Raw genomic sequence first — 13,121 nt, forward strand, 5'->3', positions numbered from 1 at the left:
CCGGATGGCGGCCACGCCCGGTCGCGGGCCGCTACTCTGAGTCGTCGGACCGGCTGAGCGGGAGGAGACACCGAATGACCAGTGCACCCGACTACAGCCAGGGCATCGATTCCGAACGCGCGCTGAAATTCTGAGGCTTCCGCATCCGTTCGACCTGGACCTGGACACCAGTGCCCTGTCGCCCGCTTGACGGTTTCTAGACCCCCCGGTACTTCGGCGCCCGCCGTTCCACGAAGCTCGCCACGCCCTCGTTGGCGTCCTGCGTGGTCATGTTGATCTCCTGGGCCATGGCCTCGGCGGCGAACGCCGTCGAGCGGTCGGCGTCCAGCGACGCGTTGACGAGCTGCTTGGTGAGGGCGATCGACCGGGTCGGCCCCTCGGCCAGCCGCTGGGCCCACGCCCGCGCCGTCGCCGTCAACTCCTGCGCCGGTACGACCCGGTTGACCAGCCCCAGACGTTCCGCCTCCGCCGCCGGGAGCGAGTCGCCGAAGAACATCAGCTCCTTGGCGCGCTGCGGGCCGATCAGCCGGGGCAGCAGATACGCGCCGCCACCGTCGGGTACCAGGCCGCGGCGTACGAACACCTCGATGAACTTCGCCGACTCGGCGGCCAGCACCAGATCGCAGGCGAACGCGAGATGGGCGCCGATGCCGGCCGCGGTGCCGTTGACCGCCGCGATGACGGGCTTCTCGCAGTCCAGGACCGCGGCGATCAGACGCTGCGCGCCGAGCCGGATCGTACGGGCCACATCGCCCGGCACCCGTTCGCCGGTCGCCGGGGCGCCGCGCAGGTCGGCGCCCGCGCAGAAGCCGCGGCCGGTGGCGGTGAGTACGACGGCCCGGACCGCCGGGTCGGCGGAGGCCTCGGCGAGCAGGCCGATGACGCGTTCCCGCTGCTCCCAGGTGACGGCGTTCATCGCTTCGGGACGGTTGAGCGTGACCCACGAGACGCCGTTGTCAGTGGTGTGGAGTACCAATGAACGGAGCGGGTCGGCGGATGCGGCGGGCTCGGTGGACTCGGTGATGTCTTCGGGGGAGGACGGCATGGGGCAGCTCCTGGGTGGGCGCGGCGGCGGTCGTGGTGGCGGGCGATTCGGGCGATGGCGCAGGTGGTGGCGCGGCCGGTCGGGGGACGAGCGGTCAGCGGCAGACGGCGAGCGCGTCCAGCGCCACCGCGCCCTGCCCCCGCCCGAGCACCATCAGCGGGTTGATGTCCAGCTCGGCCAGGTCGTCGCCCAGTTCCAGCGCCATCCGCTGCACCCGCAGCACGACCTCGACGAGCGCGTCCACATCCACCGGCGGGCCGCCGCGCACCCCCTCCAGCAGGGCCCGGCCGCGCAGTTCGCCCAGCATCGAGCGCGCCTGGTCCTCGCCGAACGGCGGCACCCGCACCGCGGCGTCGTGCAGCACCTCGACGAGTACGCCACCGAGCCCGACCGTCACCGTCGGCCCGAACAGCGCGTCCTGCGTGACGCCGACCATCATCTCGACGCCCCGCTCGACCATCTGGCAGACCAGGATCCCGTCCAGCTCGATGCCCTCGAACCGCGCGATGTCGGTCAGTTCGCGATACGCGTCCCGCACCTGGCTCGCGGAGGTGAGCCCGACCTTGACCAGACCCAGTTCGGTCTTGTGGGCGAGCCGGGCGCCCGAGGCCTTCATGACGACCGGGTAGCCGACCAGGGCCGCGGCCCGGACGGACGCCGCGGCGCTGGTCACCAGCTGCTCGCGCGGCACCCGGATCCCGTACGCCCGCAGCAGCTGCTTCGCCGCGTGCTCGCTCAGTTGCCGGCCCGGGCGCATCAGGGCCTGCGCCTTGCGGAACGAGGGCGAGGGCGTGCGCGGCGCTTCGTCGAAGGGGGAGCGGTAGGAGGCGGCGAACCGGTGATGGTCCAGATAGGCCTTCACGGCGGTGATGCAGTTGCCGAAAGTACGGAAGGTGGCGACGCGGGACGAGCCGAGCAGCGTCGTGCGGTACGCCTCCTCCGTACCGACGGGCGAGCCCCACACCACGCACACCAGCTTGTCCGTGCTCTCCGCCGCGTCCACCAGGTCCTGCGCGAGCTTGTCGCTCATCGGCGGGAAGGGGCCGGTGATCGGACAGATCAGCACCCCGACGCCGGGGTCGGCGAGTATCGCGTCGATGATCTTCCGGCCGCGCCAGTCGCCGACCGGATGGCCGCCGTTGTCGACCGGGTTCGCCACGTTCAGATAGCCCGGGATCCACTCGTGCAGCTCGCGCTGCTTCGCCTCGGACAGGGTGGGCAGGTTCAGCCCGGCGCCGGTCGCCAGGTCCGAGAAGTGCGCGCCCGTGCCGCCCGAGATCGAATACACGACGACCCCCTCGGCCTGAGGTTTCCGGGCCCGCGCGAGCAGCGCCGCGGTGTCCTGGAGTTCGTCGAGCCCGTCCACCCGGATCACGCCGAACTGCCGCATCGCCGCGTCCACCACCTGGTCGGCGCCGGTCAGCTTGCCGGTGTGTGACGCGGCCATCCTGGCCCCCGTCTCGGTACGTCCCACCTTGACCGCCACGACCGGAACCCCGGCCCGCGCCGCGCGGTCCGCGGCCAGCAGGAAGGAGCGCCCGTCCTTGAGCCCCTCCACGTAGCAGGCGATGGCCCCGACCTCGGGGCGCTGCGAGAAGTACGAGATGAAGTCGGCGGTCTCCAGATCCGCCTCGTTGCCCGTGGGCGCCCAGTGCGAGAGCCGCACGCCCAGCTCCTGAAGGGTGTAGACGGGGCGCCCCTGGTGACCGGACTGGGTGATCAGCGCGATGGCCGGCCCGTCCAGATCGTCCCGGAACTCCTCGAAGGCGTTGAGGTTGGTGTTCGGCCCGAGCAGCCGCAGCCCGGACCGCTCCACCGCGGCGGCCAGCCGTGCCTGGGCGGCGGCGCCCTCCTCGCCGGTCTCGGCGAACCCGGAGGCGAAGGCGACGGCGAACCGCACCTTGGCCTGGGCGAGTTCCTCGATCACCGGGAGCGGGTCGCCGACCAGCAGTACGGCCAGATCGACCTGTTCCGGCAGCTGTGCGACGGAAGGAGAGCAGGCCAGCCCGAACACGGACTCCCGGGTGGGGTGCACCGGATACAGCCGCGCCCCGACCCGCTCGGCCCAGCGGATCAGCTGCCGGGTGATGCCGGTGTTGGGCCGTCCCTCGGTGTCGGACGCGCCGATGACGGCCACGGACCCGGGCCGGAAGAACCGGTCCAGATCCGGCACCGCCGCGTGCAACGGCCGGCCGCTGACGTCCAGCACGCCTTCCGTGGCGGCGGCGACCGTCATGCTGTGGACGGCGGCGTGCGGCTCCTCGCCACAGGCCACCACCCTGGCGCGGAAGTCGGTGGTGAGGGTGCCATGAGTCGATCCAAGCATCGTTCCGCCCACTCCTGCTCGGGGTCCGTCGGGTGATCGTGCCCGGCCAGCTCCCAAAAGCTGACGCCCTGTCAGGTTACTGAACTGACGGCGCGTCAGGAATGGGTGTGCAGGCAAAGCCTGTAAGAGCGGGGCGCGGCGACGGCCGACGCCGTACAACCTCCGGGTGATCTTGAACGTCAAACGGTCGGACCGGACACACCGGCCGCTGTACGCCATCCATCGCCATCCATGGCTCACCCCTGGGAGAAACATGAGACCCGTCTCCGCCCGGCGCACCGTGCGCCTCGGTGTCTGTGTCGCCGCAGCCGCCGGACTGCTGACCGCCGGCCTCGCGGCTCCCGCGTTCGCCGAGGAGCAGACCGATCAGCTCTGGATACAGGCGCCCAGTGAGCAGAAGCTGCTATCCGGCAGCACGTCGGAGGGCAGCCCGCTGGACATCGGGCTCTACCACGACAACGACAACTTCGCCGTCACCGACGGCAGGCTCTCCGTCGACATCTCCGGCATCGCCGGGGTGGCCGATGTGACCTGGCCCGACAACTGCGCCCCGACCGGGACCACGGCCGTGTGCACCGTCCCCGAGGTGCCCGTCATCGGTGACGCCTACAGCCCGCAGGTCCACCTCACGGTCCGTGCCGCCGACGGCGCCGCGGTCGGGGCCCAGGGGCGGATCACCTACGCCGCCGTGGCCACCGGCGGCCCCGACGGCACGCTGGAAGCCCCGCACGACTCGTTCGACACCACGGTCTCGGTCGGTACGGGCCCCGATCTGTCCCTCGGGGAGATCGCCCCGGTCAAGAACCTCCAGCCGGGCACCGTCCGGACCGTTCCGTTCGCGGTGACCAACAAGGGCAGCGAGCGGTCCGAGGGCCTCACCGCCACCTTCACCGCCTCGTACGGGCTGAGCTTCCTCAGCGAGTACGCCGAGTGCACCTACGGGACGACCGGCGGCGACTACGCCCCGATGAGCCAGGCCACCTGCTCCTTCGGCCAGGTCATCGAGCCGGGCGACGCCTTCACCCTGCCGACGCCGCTGCGGGTCGCCCTCGCCGCGCACGCGTACGCCGAGCGCCTCGACATCAGCGTCGAGCCCGGCAACGGAGCCACGGACCTCTCGGAGGAGGACAACTACACCATCGCCGCCTTCGGCGCGGTGAACACGGCGGACTTCGCGGCCCAGGGCGCCCAGGTCACGGGCGGCGTCGGCGAGACCGTCACCGCCGAACTCGGCTTCCGTAACAACGGCCCGGCCTGGATCGGCAACCTCGGCTCCGGCGACCCGGTCGCGGCCGTCGACTTCACCGTCCCCGAGGGCGCCACCGTCACCTCCGCCCCCGCCGACTGCGAGCCGCGCACCCTGAGCGGCGGCTATTACCCGCAGCGGACCGGTGCCCCGCGCTACAGCTGCGAGATGCCGTACTGGGCCCTGCCGGACGAGACGCGCTCCCTCCCGTTCCAGCTGCGCATCGACCGACTGGTCCCCGACGCGACCGGCCGCATCGTGCTCACCACCGGCGGCTCCGCCCCCGCCACCTTCCCGTTCGACCCCCAGCCCGCCAACAACACGGCCCGGCTCGTGGTGAACGCCACGCCCGCGGCCTGACCGGACGCCGGATCATGAGTGCGGGGCGCGCCCGGAGCGACCGGCCGCGCCCCGCGACGGCTGCCACGCCGATGGCCGCGAACGTGCACCGGGTGGAAGGCGAAGCCGCCGGTGCGTTCCTTCCCGGCCGCGCACCACGAGGTGGGGCAGGCCGGCTTCGGCGAGCGGGTGCGCAAGCTGCTCGCCCAACTCGCGCTCCTGGACGGCTGGGGACTCCGGGCCGTGACTGGGGACTCCGGGCCGTGATCCGCCGGACACCCCCAGGAGCCGACGGGCCGCCGCTGTACGCCTGATGGTCACGGCCGCCCCGCCCCGTGCGGGCTCAGCGCCCGCGTGCCGCCTTCCTGGCGATCTTGCGGGCGTCCAGGGCCAGTTCGCGCAGCATGCCGCTGATCGGGTTGGTGAAGCCGGTGAAGTACAGGCCGGGGGCCTGCTTGGGGGTGCGGGCGCCGTGGACGACCGGGCGGCCCCGGGCGTCCAGTACGCCGAGGTGGCCGACCAGGCCCTCCAGGGACCGCCGGTAGCCGGTCGCCGCGATCACCGCGTCCGGGGTGATCCGGTCGCCGTCGGCCAGTACCACCGTGTCCCCGTCGAACGACTCGACGGCCGCCACCGGTACCACCCGGCCGCGCTTCACCGCGTCGATCAGCCCCACGTCCTGCACCGGGATCGCACCGTCCTTGACCCGTGAGTACAGGCCGGTGTCCGGACGGGGGAGGCCCTGCGCGGTGAGGTCGGGCACGGCGACCCCTGCCATCAGGCGCCCGGCCCGGTCGACCAGCCGGACCGGCAGCCTTCGGACCAGGATGCCGGTCAGCTGCGCGGGCCAGCCCGCCGTCGAGCGGCGCACGATGTGCGGCACGGTGCGCACGGCGATCCGTACCCGGGCCGCCCCGCCCTCGACCAGGTCCACGGCCAGCTCCGCGCCCGTGTTGCCGATGCCGACGACCAGGACGTCCTTGCCCGCGTACGGGGCGGGGTTGCGGTAGTCGCAGGCGTGGACCAGTTCGCCGGTGAAGGTGTCGCGGCCGGGCCAGTCGGGGATGCGCGGGGTGTGGTTGAAGCCGGTGGCGACGACGACCGCCCGGCCGGTCAGCACCCGGCCGCCGCTCGCGGTCAGCTGCCAGCTCGTACCGTCCGGGGCGCGGTCGACCCGGGACACCTCGACACCCGTCACCACCTCCAGCTCGTGGTGCTCGGCGTACTTGTCCAGATAGCGCACCACATCGTCCCTGGACACCCAGCGCCCGAACCGGCGCGGCATCGCGAGCCCCGGCAGCGCGGACCGGCGCCGGGTGGTGTGGAGGTGCAGCCGGTCGTAGTGGCGGCGCCAGGAAGCGCCCACGTTCCCGGACTTCTCCAGCACGACCGCCCGTACGCCCTGTTCGCGCAGGGCCGCGGCGGCGGCGAGACCGCCCGGCCCGCCGCCGATGACGTAGACGGGGCGGTCCTCGGTGAGGTCGGTGGGGGCCGATATGGGGATACCGGCGGTAGGTGCGCTGTCGGGCATGGTTCGGAGCGTAATCGCGCACCCGCTTGATGGGTCTCGGTCAAGACCGGAATCAATTGCGAATTGATCACGGGTGCACGGTTTCTGATCGCTCTGCATCCATCTCCTGTGCACTCCGTGCGCGCCTCTTGCGCGAGTTGCCCGCCATCAGGTGAACTGACGTACCGTCAGATTCAGTGAACGGGAGGCCACGGGAGGCCCCATGCAGACGATCTGGCTCGGTGGAGCCGAGTGGCTCGCCGTTCTCCGGATAGGCCTCGGCCTGTGGTGGCTGGAGAGCTGGCGGCACAAGGACAAGAAGGGCTGGTTCGAGCGCGGCACGGGCATCGCCTGGGCCTCGGACGTAGCGGGCAAGCACCGCTGGGCGGCCGTACGCACCGGCTTCCGGCGGATCGTCGCCCCGCGCCCGAAGGCCATGGCCTACCTCGTCGTGTACGCCGAACTCGCCCTGGGCCTCGGCCTGGTCACCGGGTTCCTCACGCCCGTCGCGCTCGTCGCCGGGCTGCTGCTCAATCTGCTCTACCTCGTGCTGATGATCCACGACTGGGCCGAGCAGGGGCAGAACGCGATGATGGCGCTCATCTCGCTCGTCGCGCTGTTCGCGATGTCCTGGCAGACCTGGTCCCTCGACGAAGCGATCGGACTCTTCCTGTGACCTCGGCCGCCGTACGTTTCGACCGTCCCGAACCCGACGCCTTCACCCGCCCGTACTGGGACGCCGCCGCCGAGGGGCGGTTGCTGCTGCGCCGCTGCCGCGACTGCGGGCGCGCGCACCACTATCCGCGCGAGTTCTGCCCGCACTGCTGGAGCGAGGACGTCGCCTGGGAGCGGGCGAGCGGGGACGCCACGCTCTACACCTGGTCCGTCGTCCACCGCAACGACCTGCCGCCGTTCGGCGCCCGAGTCCCGTACGTCGCCGCCGTGGTCGACCTGGCGGAGGGGCCGCGGATGATGACGGAGATCGTGGACTGCGAGGAGTCCCGGCTCGCCATCGGCATGGCGCTGCGGGTGGCCTTCCGGCGGGAGGAGGGGGAGGAGTCCGTCGCGGTCTTCCGCCCCGGGGACTGCTGAGGCCGCGGAGGGCCGCCGGCGCCCCGGGGGCTGCCGAGTGCTTCGCCGGAAGCGTGAACGTGCTTCAGCTCCGCGGCGCGGGCCCGAGAGCGGGCGGCCTCCGGTCGTCCCCGGCGAGGCCGGTGTCGCCGTCCTTCCACCCGGGGTCGTAGGCGCAGGGCACGGAGGCGCCGCCGGTGAAGTAATCCCGGTCCGGGTACCAGGTGAAGGACATCCGTTCGTCCCCGTCGTCCCGCTGGACGTACAGCTCCCAGTCCTTGCTCTTCCCGCCCTCGCGGTAGGACGTGACCTTCCAGCCGTCGTCCTTGAGCTGTCGGTGCAGTCGGCGGAGGCCGGGGACGGCCCGGCTCGCGGGCACGTGGTCGAGCGCCCAGCGGTGGCTCATCCGGTAGGCGCCGTCGACGGTCTTGTCCTCCAGCCCGAGCAGACCCCCGTCGTAGCAGTAGCCGGAGCTCAGGGTGTTCTCCGTGCTGACGCCGATCTTCTCGACCCCCGGCTCCACGGTCCGCTCGAACCCCATGAGGCCGTACGCCTCCTGGGAGCGCTGGAAGGCGCGGTCCGCCATCTCCTCGGGCGCGACCCGGGGGAAATCCGTCGACCCCGGGGAGCCCCCAGCGAGCAGGACGACCAGGGCGACGACGGGTACGAGGACGAGCGCGGCGCAGCCGCATCCGAGAGCCCCGAGAACGGAAGAGGGGGACTTCGATCCGGCCGGGGCGGGGGCCGGATCGGGCGTGGTGCCGGTGGGTGCGGTCTCCTCGGGCATACGGGGGACGGTATGCCGCCGGGGGTACGCGGCGGATGGGTACGGTCACCCGGCAGGTACTGGGTACGCGTACTCAGGGCTCGATGCTGCGCAGCTTGCGGCGCTCGCGGAAGTTCGGGTGGCGTACGACCACGCCGCCCATGCCGCAGGAGCCGGACAGCCGCAGGACCGGGGCGCCGGGGGTCCGTGCCTCCGTGGTCTTGTCCTTCAGGCCGCCGAGGCCCCGGTCCAGGTTGTCGCTCTCCACGGTCCAGCCCTCCGGGATCACGATCTTCACCCCGGCCATCTCGCCGCGCACTTCCAGATCGATCTCGCGCAGCCGGCACTCGGCGCGGGTGAAGTCGATCCGGACGCCGCCGACGCCGCCCTGGGCGCGGATCACCGGCGGGACCTTCCAGACGCCCGCGCGGGTCATGCCGTGCATGCCGCCCTTGAGGACCAGTGGCCGGCCCTTCGCCACCTCGATCGGGACCAGGTCCTCGGTGAGGGGCGCCAGTTCGGCGTAGGTCTTGGCGGACAGCGCCTGCCCGAGCCGGGTGTCCAGCTCGTCCATGTCGATGCGGCCCTCGGCCGCCGCCTCGCGCAACTGCTCGACCACCGCCTCGCGATCGGCATCCGAAGCGCGCATACGGGCGGCGGAACGGGCGGGCTCTGCAGTCATGGAAGTGATGATACGGGCGGGGGCCGCGCCGGGCTCCCCGCCATTTCCCCCGCCGCCCGCCCCGGCTGCTTCACAGGCCCGGCGCCCCCCACACCGGGAACCACCGGGACAGGTCCTTCTCCACCCGCAGGTCGTCTCCGAGCACCGCTCTGACCTGCAACTCCAGCTGGTTGTCCCGCTTCTCCAGGCCGCCGGGCAGGGGTGCGAACGGGTAGAACGTGCCGCGCTTGTAGAGGTAGACCAGGGCCAGCGGACGGTCCCGCGCATCGCGGAAGCCGATCAGGGAGCAGAGCAGGTGCGGCCCGAACCCGCCGTCCTGGAGCAGGGTGTTGACCGCGTGCAGGTCGTTGACCAGGGCGGCGGTGTCCTCGGCCGGGCGGCGGGAGAGCAGCCAGGTGTAGCCGTAGGCGTCCTGGCTGAACTCCACCGGGATTCCGTCGCGGCCGGTGTCGGCGTCGAGCAGTTCTCGTACGTCCTGCTGGATGCGGGCGAAGGTGCCGCCCTCGACCCCCGCGAAGCAGACCGAGCCGAGACCGGTCGGGGTGAAGCCCGCGCCCGCCTGGAGGGTGAGGGCGGCGGAGGGTACGGCGAAGAGCTGGTCGAGGTCGGGGCGGACCGGCTTGCTGCGGCCGAGGATGGTGTCGAGAAGGCCCATGGGCGTTCCTTACGGACGGGCGAGGTCGGCGGAGATCCGGGCCAGCTGGTCGAGGCGCTGTTCGAGGGTCGGGTGGGAGGAGAGCAGCCGGCTCAGGCTCTCCTTGGAGGAGAACGCGGGGACGAAGTAGAAGGCGTTGTACGGCTCCGCCTTCCGCAGGTCCTCGGTCGGGATGCGGGCCATCTGGCCGCTCACCTTGGTGAGGGCGGAGGCGAGCGCGGAGGGGCGGCCGGTGAGCAGGGCGGCGGTGCGGTCGGCGGAGAGCTCGCGGTATCGCGAGAGCAGCCGGGTCAGCAGGAAGCTGAGGGCGTACACGACCGCGCTGACCAGCGGAATCAGCATGATCGCGATGCCTACGGGGTCATTGCTGCGGCTGTTGCGGGAGAGCCCGCCCCACAGAGCGACCCGGGTGATGATGCCGGCGAGCACACCGAGGAACGAGGCGATCGTCATGACCGCGACGTCACGGTGCGCGACATGCGACATCTCGTGCGCGAGCACGCCCTCCAGCTCCGGGGGATCCAGTCTGCGCAGCAGCCCCGTGGTGGCGCAGACGAGAGCGGTCTTCTCGCTGCGGCCGGTCGCGAAGGCGTTCGGTACGTCGCTCTGTGCGATGGCCACGCGCGGTTTCGGCATGTCGGCAAGGGCGCAGATCCGGTCGACGGCGCCGTGCAGCTCGGGCGCCTCCTCCGGGGTGACCTCACGGGCTCCCATGCTGAACGCCGCGATGCGGTCGCTGAACCAGAACTGGGCGATGAACATGCCGCCGACGAGGATCAGGATGATCGGCCAGGCGCCGCGCAGCACGGCGAGCAGCACGCCGACCAGGACCACGTACAGCAGGCCGATCAGGAACATGGTGCCGACCATGCGAGTGGTCAACCCGCTGTCCGGGGCGTAACGCGATCGGGGGCGGGAACGGGTCTGGCTCATCGTGGCCTCCAGTCGCCCTGAGGAACAGCCCTCGGTGCCTTCCATATTGCCCCTTTCGCAGGGAAATCGGAGACAATTGATCCGGGCTCGAAATGTGATCCGGGCTCGATGCGTCCGCCCGGGCGGGCGGACGGAGAATTGATCAGTCGACGGATCTGATTGATCTCTCAATGGATCTGCCCGAAAGGGAGTCCTGGAGGGATCCGAGGGTGATCGGAGATCAATCCGAGGACATTTGGCCGAACTACACCTAGACCCATTAGGTGCCTGAGGCATCTAGTGGTGGAGATCGGTAGGACTCCCCCATCTCTTGCGAGGTCCGCCATGGCAGATGCCGAGACCGTCTCTTTCCCGCAGAACCGCACCTGTCCCTATAACCCGCCGACGGAATACCGCAGCGCGCATCGGGGACCGCAGCCGGTGTCCCCGGCCCGGCTCTTCGACGGCCGTACGGTGTGGCTGGTGACCGGGCACGCCGAGGCGCGTTCGCTCCTGTCCGACCGGCGACTGTCGTCCGACCGGGAGAACCCCCACTTCCCGTTCCTCGCCGAGCGGGTGGCCTCCAGCTCCCTGCGGCGCGTCGAGCTGCTCGGCGTCGACGATCCGGAGCACAACGTCCAGCGCCGGATGCTGATCCCGAGCTTCACGGTCAGGCGGACGGCCTCGCTCCGGCCGCAGATCCGGGCGACCGTGGACCGGCTGCTCGACGCGATGGTCAAGCAGGGTCCGCCGGCCGATCTGGTCGACTCGTTCGCCCTGCCGGTGCCCTCCATGGTCATCTGCGCGCTGCTCGGGGTGCCCTACGACGACCACGAGTTCTTCGAGGCGCAGTCGCGCAAGCTGCTCCGCGGCCCGGCCTCGGCGGATGTCGAGGCCGCGCGGGACGCGCTCGACGCGTACTTCCAGGTCCTGATCGAGCAGAAGCAGGCCGCCCCCGGCGAAGGGCTGCTCGACGAGCTGATCGTCAAGCAGCTGGAGACCGGGGCCGTGGACCACCAGGAGCTGGTGCGGCTGGCCCAGATCCTGCTCATCGCCGGTCACGAGACGACCGCGAACATGATCTCGCTCGGCACGTTCACCCTGCTCCAGCACCCCGACCAGCTGGCCCGGATGCGCGAGTCCGAGGGCCTGATGCCTTCCGCGGTCGAGGAGCTCCTCCGCTTCCTGTCCATCGCCGACGGGATCTCGCGGGTCGCCGTCGACGACATCGAAGTGGGCGGGGTGACCATCCGTGCGGGGGACGGCGTCATCCTGACCACGGCGGTGATCAACCGGGACGAGACCGTGTACCCGTCGCCGGACGAGCTGGACCTCGGCCGGAACGCGCGCAATCACGTCGCGTTCGGCTTCGGAATTCACCAGTGCCTGGGACAGAATCTGGCACGGGCCGAGCTGGAGATCGCACTGCCCGCACTCTTCGACCGCCTTCCGGAACTCCGGCTGGCGGTCCCCGCCGAAGAAGTCCCGTTCAAACCCGGTGACACCATTCAGGGCCTGCTCGAAATGCCCGTGACATGGTGACCGGAATCCGACCGGAAGGCCCCGAAGCGATGAAGATCGATATCGACCGGAGCCGGTGCATCGGCGCGGGTCAGTGCGCGCTCACCGCACCGAAGGTGTTCACCCAGGACGACGACGGTTTCAGCGAACTGCTGCCCGGCCACGAGGACGCCCTCGACGGTGCGACGGTGAAGGAATCGGTGAAGGAAGCCGTCCGCGTCTGCCCGGTACAGGCGATCACCATCGGGTGACCGGCCCGCCCGCCGGCTCGTGTCCGCGTCCGCGTGCGTACGGAACTGCTCTGGCCCTAGGGCCAGAGCAGTTCCCGGACCCACGCCGCGTCGCCCCGGGCCGGGTCCGTCCTGCGGTAGCGCAGCCGTACGTGTCTGCGTGCGGCGTCGCCCTGGAAGAACTCGACCTCCTGCGGCTCGGCCACGTACCGGGTCCAGCTCGCCACCTCCGCGTCCGGCTCGGCCCGGGCCCGTTCCCTGGCGGCGTCGGCGGTGCGGTCCAGTTCCTCCCGCGAGCCCAGCACCTCGCTCTGCGAGCCGGTCAGCGCGGATGCGAGCGCCCCGGTCGAGCGGGCGCGCAGATCGGCCCGGCTCTCGGCGGGCGTGCATTCGGTGACCGGACCCCGCACCCGTACCTGCCGGGCCTGCGCCGGCCAGTAGAAGCCGAGCGCCGCGTACGGCCGGGCGGCGAGCTGGCGGCCCTTCGCGCTGGTGCGGTGGGTGGCGAAGTGCCAGCCGCGCTCGTCCGCGTCGTGCAGCATCACCGTCCGTACGTCGGGACGCCCCTCGGCGTCCACGGTGGCCAGCGACATGGTGTGCGGTTCCACCTGCCCGGCGGCCACCGCCTCGGCGAACCAGCTGTGGAAGAGGGGGAGCGGGGCCGGGGGCGCGGCGGCCGGGTCGAAACCGGGAAGCTCCACGTCCCAGACGCGCTGGGTGTGGAGCAGGTCCAGGAAGTTCTGGTGTGCGTCGGTCATGCCCCCATTGCAGCGCATGGGACGGCACGGGCCGGCCGGGGTCCTTCACATCACCCGCAA

At 71.5% G+C, this 13,121-nt stretch carries 14 protein-coding genes; 6 read left to right on the forward strand and 8 right to left on the reverse strand.

The features are described 5' to 3' along the window. Positions 1-196: 196 nt before the first annotated feature. Positions 197-1,045 carry an enoyl-CoA hydratase/isomerase family protein gene (locus ACFVH0_RS07250; protein WP_385818537.1) on the reverse strand — a complete coding sequence of 283 codons (849 nt, stop codon included), beginning with the start codon at positions 1,043-1,045 and terminating at the stop codon, positions 197-199. A gap of 94 nt (positions 1,046-1,139) precedes the next feature. Continuing rightward, a complete protein-coding gene (locus tag ACFVH0_RS07255) occupies positions 1,140-3,371 on the reverse strand; it encodes an acetate--CoA ligase family protein (RefSeq protein WP_385818538.1) in 2,232 nt (743 codons plus the stop codon). A gap of 253 nt (positions 3,372-3,624) precedes the next feature. Here ACFVH0_RS07255 and ACFVH0_RS07260 point away from each other — a divergent pair, with 253 nt between their 5' ends. Then, positions 3,625-4,977: a hypothetical protein gene (locus tag ACFVH0_RS07260; RefSeq protein WP_385818539.1), complete on the forward strand. Its 1,353-nt coding sequence runs from the start codon at positions 3,625-3,627 to the stop codon at positions 4,975-4,977. A 111-nt stretch (positions 4,978-5,088) separates the two neighbouring features. After that, positions 5,089-5,223, forward strand: coding sequence for a hypothetical protein (locus tag ACFVH0_RS07265; RefSeq protein ID WP_385818540.1), 135 nt, complete (start codon positions 5,089-5,091; stop codon positions 5,221-5,223). Between the two features lie 76 nt (positions 5,224-5,299). On the opposite strand, the gene ACFVH0_RS07270 is transcribed toward ACFVH0_RS07265, so the two are convergent. Next, positions 5,300-6,487 carry a flavin-containing monooxygenase gene (locus tag ACFVH0_RS07270; protein WP_385818541.1) on the reverse strand — a complete coding sequence of 396 codons (1,188 nt, stop codon included), beginning with the start codon at positions 6,485-6,487 and terminating at the stop codon, positions 5,300-5,302. A 202-nt stretch (positions 6,488-6,689) separates the two neighbouring features. Between ACFVH0_RS07270 and ACFVH0_RS07275 the strand changes: the two genes are divergently transcribed. Together ACFVH0_RS07275 and ACFVH0_RS07280 are read left to right on the forward strand one after the other, a co-directional pair. Further along, entirely contained in the window at positions 6,690-7,142 is a 453-nt protein-coding gene (locus tag ACFVH0_RS07275) for a DoxX family protein (RefSeq protein WP_385818543.1), read from the forward strand. Next, complete coding sequence (locus ACFVH0_RS07280) at positions 7,139-7,558, forward strand: Zn-ribbon domain-containing OB-fold protein (RefSeq protein WP_385818544.1); 420 nt, start codon at positions 7,139-7,141, stop codon at positions 7,556-7,558. The genes ACFVH0_RS07275 and ACFVH0_RS07280 overlap by 4 nt, the downstream gene beginning before the upstream one ends. A 64-nt stretch (positions 7,559-7,622) precedes the next feature. Here the strand turns inward: ACFVH0_RS07280 and ACFVH0_RS07285 are convergent, their stop codons facing one another. The 4 genes from ACFVH0_RS07285 to htpX all read right to left on the reverse strand — a co-directional run bounded on the left by ACFVH0_RS07285 (position 7,623) and on the right by htpX (position 10,573). Continuing rightward, the gene (locus ACFVH0_RS07285) at positions 7,623-8,324 is read right to left on the reverse strand and encodes a hypothetical protein (RefSeq protein ID WP_385818546.1); all 702 of its coding nucleotides are present in this window, start codon (positions 8,322-8,324) and stop codon (positions 7,623-7,625) included. 73 nt (positions 8,325-8,397) lie between these two features. Beyond that, positions 8,398-8,985, reverse strand: a complete 588-nt coding sequence (locus ACFVH0_RS07290) for a DUF1707 domain-containing protein (protein ID WP_385818547.1) — start codon at positions 8,983-8,985, stop codon at positions 8,398-8,400. A 70-nt stretch (positions 8,986-9,055) separates the two neighbouring features. Beyond that, positions 9,056-9,640: a hypothetical protein gene (locus tag ACFVH0_RS07295; protein WP_385818548.1), complete on the reverse strand. Its 585-nt coding sequence runs from the start codon at positions 9,638-9,640 to the stop codon at positions 9,056-9,058. 9 nt (positions 9,641-9,649) lie between these two features. Then, positions 9,650-10,573 (reverse strand): zinc metalloprotease HtpX, encoded by a 924-nt coding sequence (htpX, locus tag ACFVH0_RS07300; protein WP_385818550.1) that lies wholly within the window; start codon positions 10,571-10,573, stop codon positions 9,650-9,652. Positions 10,574-10,897: 324 nt separating this feature from the next. Between htpX and ACFVH0_RS07305 the strand changes: the two genes are divergently transcribed. Together ACFVH0_RS07305 and ACFVH0_RS07310 are read left to right on the forward strand one after the other, a co-directional pair. Beyond that, entirely contained in the window at positions 10,898-12,094 is a 1,197-nt protein-coding gene (locus tag ACFVH0_RS07305) for a cytochrome P450 (RefSeq protein WP_385818551.1), read from the forward strand. Positions 12,095-12,123: 29 nt separating this feature from the next. Further along, positions 12,124-12,324 (forward strand): ferredoxin, encoded by a 201-nt coding sequence (locus ACFVH0_RS07310; RefSeq protein WP_385818552.1) that lies wholly within the window; start codon positions 12,124-12,126, stop codon positions 12,322-12,324. A 56-nt stretch (positions 12,325-12,380) separates the two neighbouring features. On the opposite strand, the gene ACFVH0_RS07315 is transcribed toward ACFVH0_RS07310, so the two are convergent. Further along, the gene (locus tag ACFVH0_RS07315) at positions 12,381-13,061 is read right to left on the reverse strand and encodes a pyridoxal 5'-phosphate synthase (RefSeq protein ID WP_385818553.1); all 681 of its coding nucleotides are present in this window, start codon (positions 13,059-13,061) and stop codon (positions 12,381-12,383) included. Between the last annotated feature and the right edge of the window lie 60 nt (positions 13,062-13,121).

The organism is Streptomyces sp. NPDC127117 (assembly GCF_042677325.1).
GTDB lineage: Bacteria > Actinomycetota > Actinomycetes > Streptomycetales > Streptomycetaceae > Streptomyces.

Excerpts from the sequence above, each read along its gene's own strand:
- ACFVH0_RS07250 (WP_385818537.1), bottom strand. The coding sequence starts at position 1,045 with ATGCCGTCCTCCCCCGAAGACATCACCGAGTCCACCGAGCCCGCCGCA.
- ACFVH0_RS07255 (WP_385818538.1), bottom strand. The coding sequence starts at position 3,371 with ATGCTTGGATCGACTCATGGCACCCTCACCACCGACTTCCGCGCCAGG.
- ACFVH0_RS07260 (WP_385818539.1), top strand. The coding sequence starts at position 3,625 with ATGAGACCCGTCTCCGCCCGGCGCACCGTGCGCCTCGGTGTCTGTGTC.
- ACFVH0_RS07270 (WP_385818541.1), bottom strand. The coding sequence starts at position 6,487 with ATGCCCGACAGCGCACCTACCGCCGGTATCCCCATATCGGCCCCCACC.
- ACFVH0_RS07275 (WP_385818543.1), top strand. The coding sequence starts at position 6,690 with ATGCAGACGATCTGGCTCGGTGGAGCCGAGTGGCTCGCCGTTCTCCGG.
- ACFVH0_RS07285 (WP_385818546.1), bottom strand. The coding sequence starts at position 8,324 with ATGCCCGAGGAGACCGCACCCACCGGCACCACGCCCGATCCGGCCCCC.
- ACFVH0_RS07290 (WP_385818547.1), bottom strand. The coding sequence starts at position 8,985 with ATGACTGCAGAGCCCGCCCGTTCCGCCGCCCGTATGCGCGCTTCGGAT.
- ACFVH0_RS07295 (WP_385818548.1), bottom strand. The coding sequence starts at position 9,640 with ATGGGCCTTCTCGACACCATCCTCGGCCGCAGCAAGCCGGTCCGCCCC.
- htpX (WP_385818550.1), bottom strand. The coding sequence starts at position 10,573 with ATGAGCCAGACCCGTTCCCGCCCCCGATCGCGTTACGCCCCGGACAGC.
- ACFVH0_RS07305 (WP_385818551.1), top strand. The coding sequence starts at position 10,898 with ATGGCAGATGCCGAGACCGTCTCTTTCCCGCAGAACCGCACCTGTCCC.
- ACFVH0_RS07310 (WP_385818552.1), top strand. The coding sequence starts at position 12,124 with ATGAAGATCGATATCGACCGGAGCCGGTGCATCGGCGCGGGTCAGTGC.
- ACFVH0_RS07315 (WP_385818553.1), bottom strand. The coding sequence starts at position 13,061 with ATGACCGACGCACACCAGAACTTCCTGGACCTGCTCCACACCCAGCGC.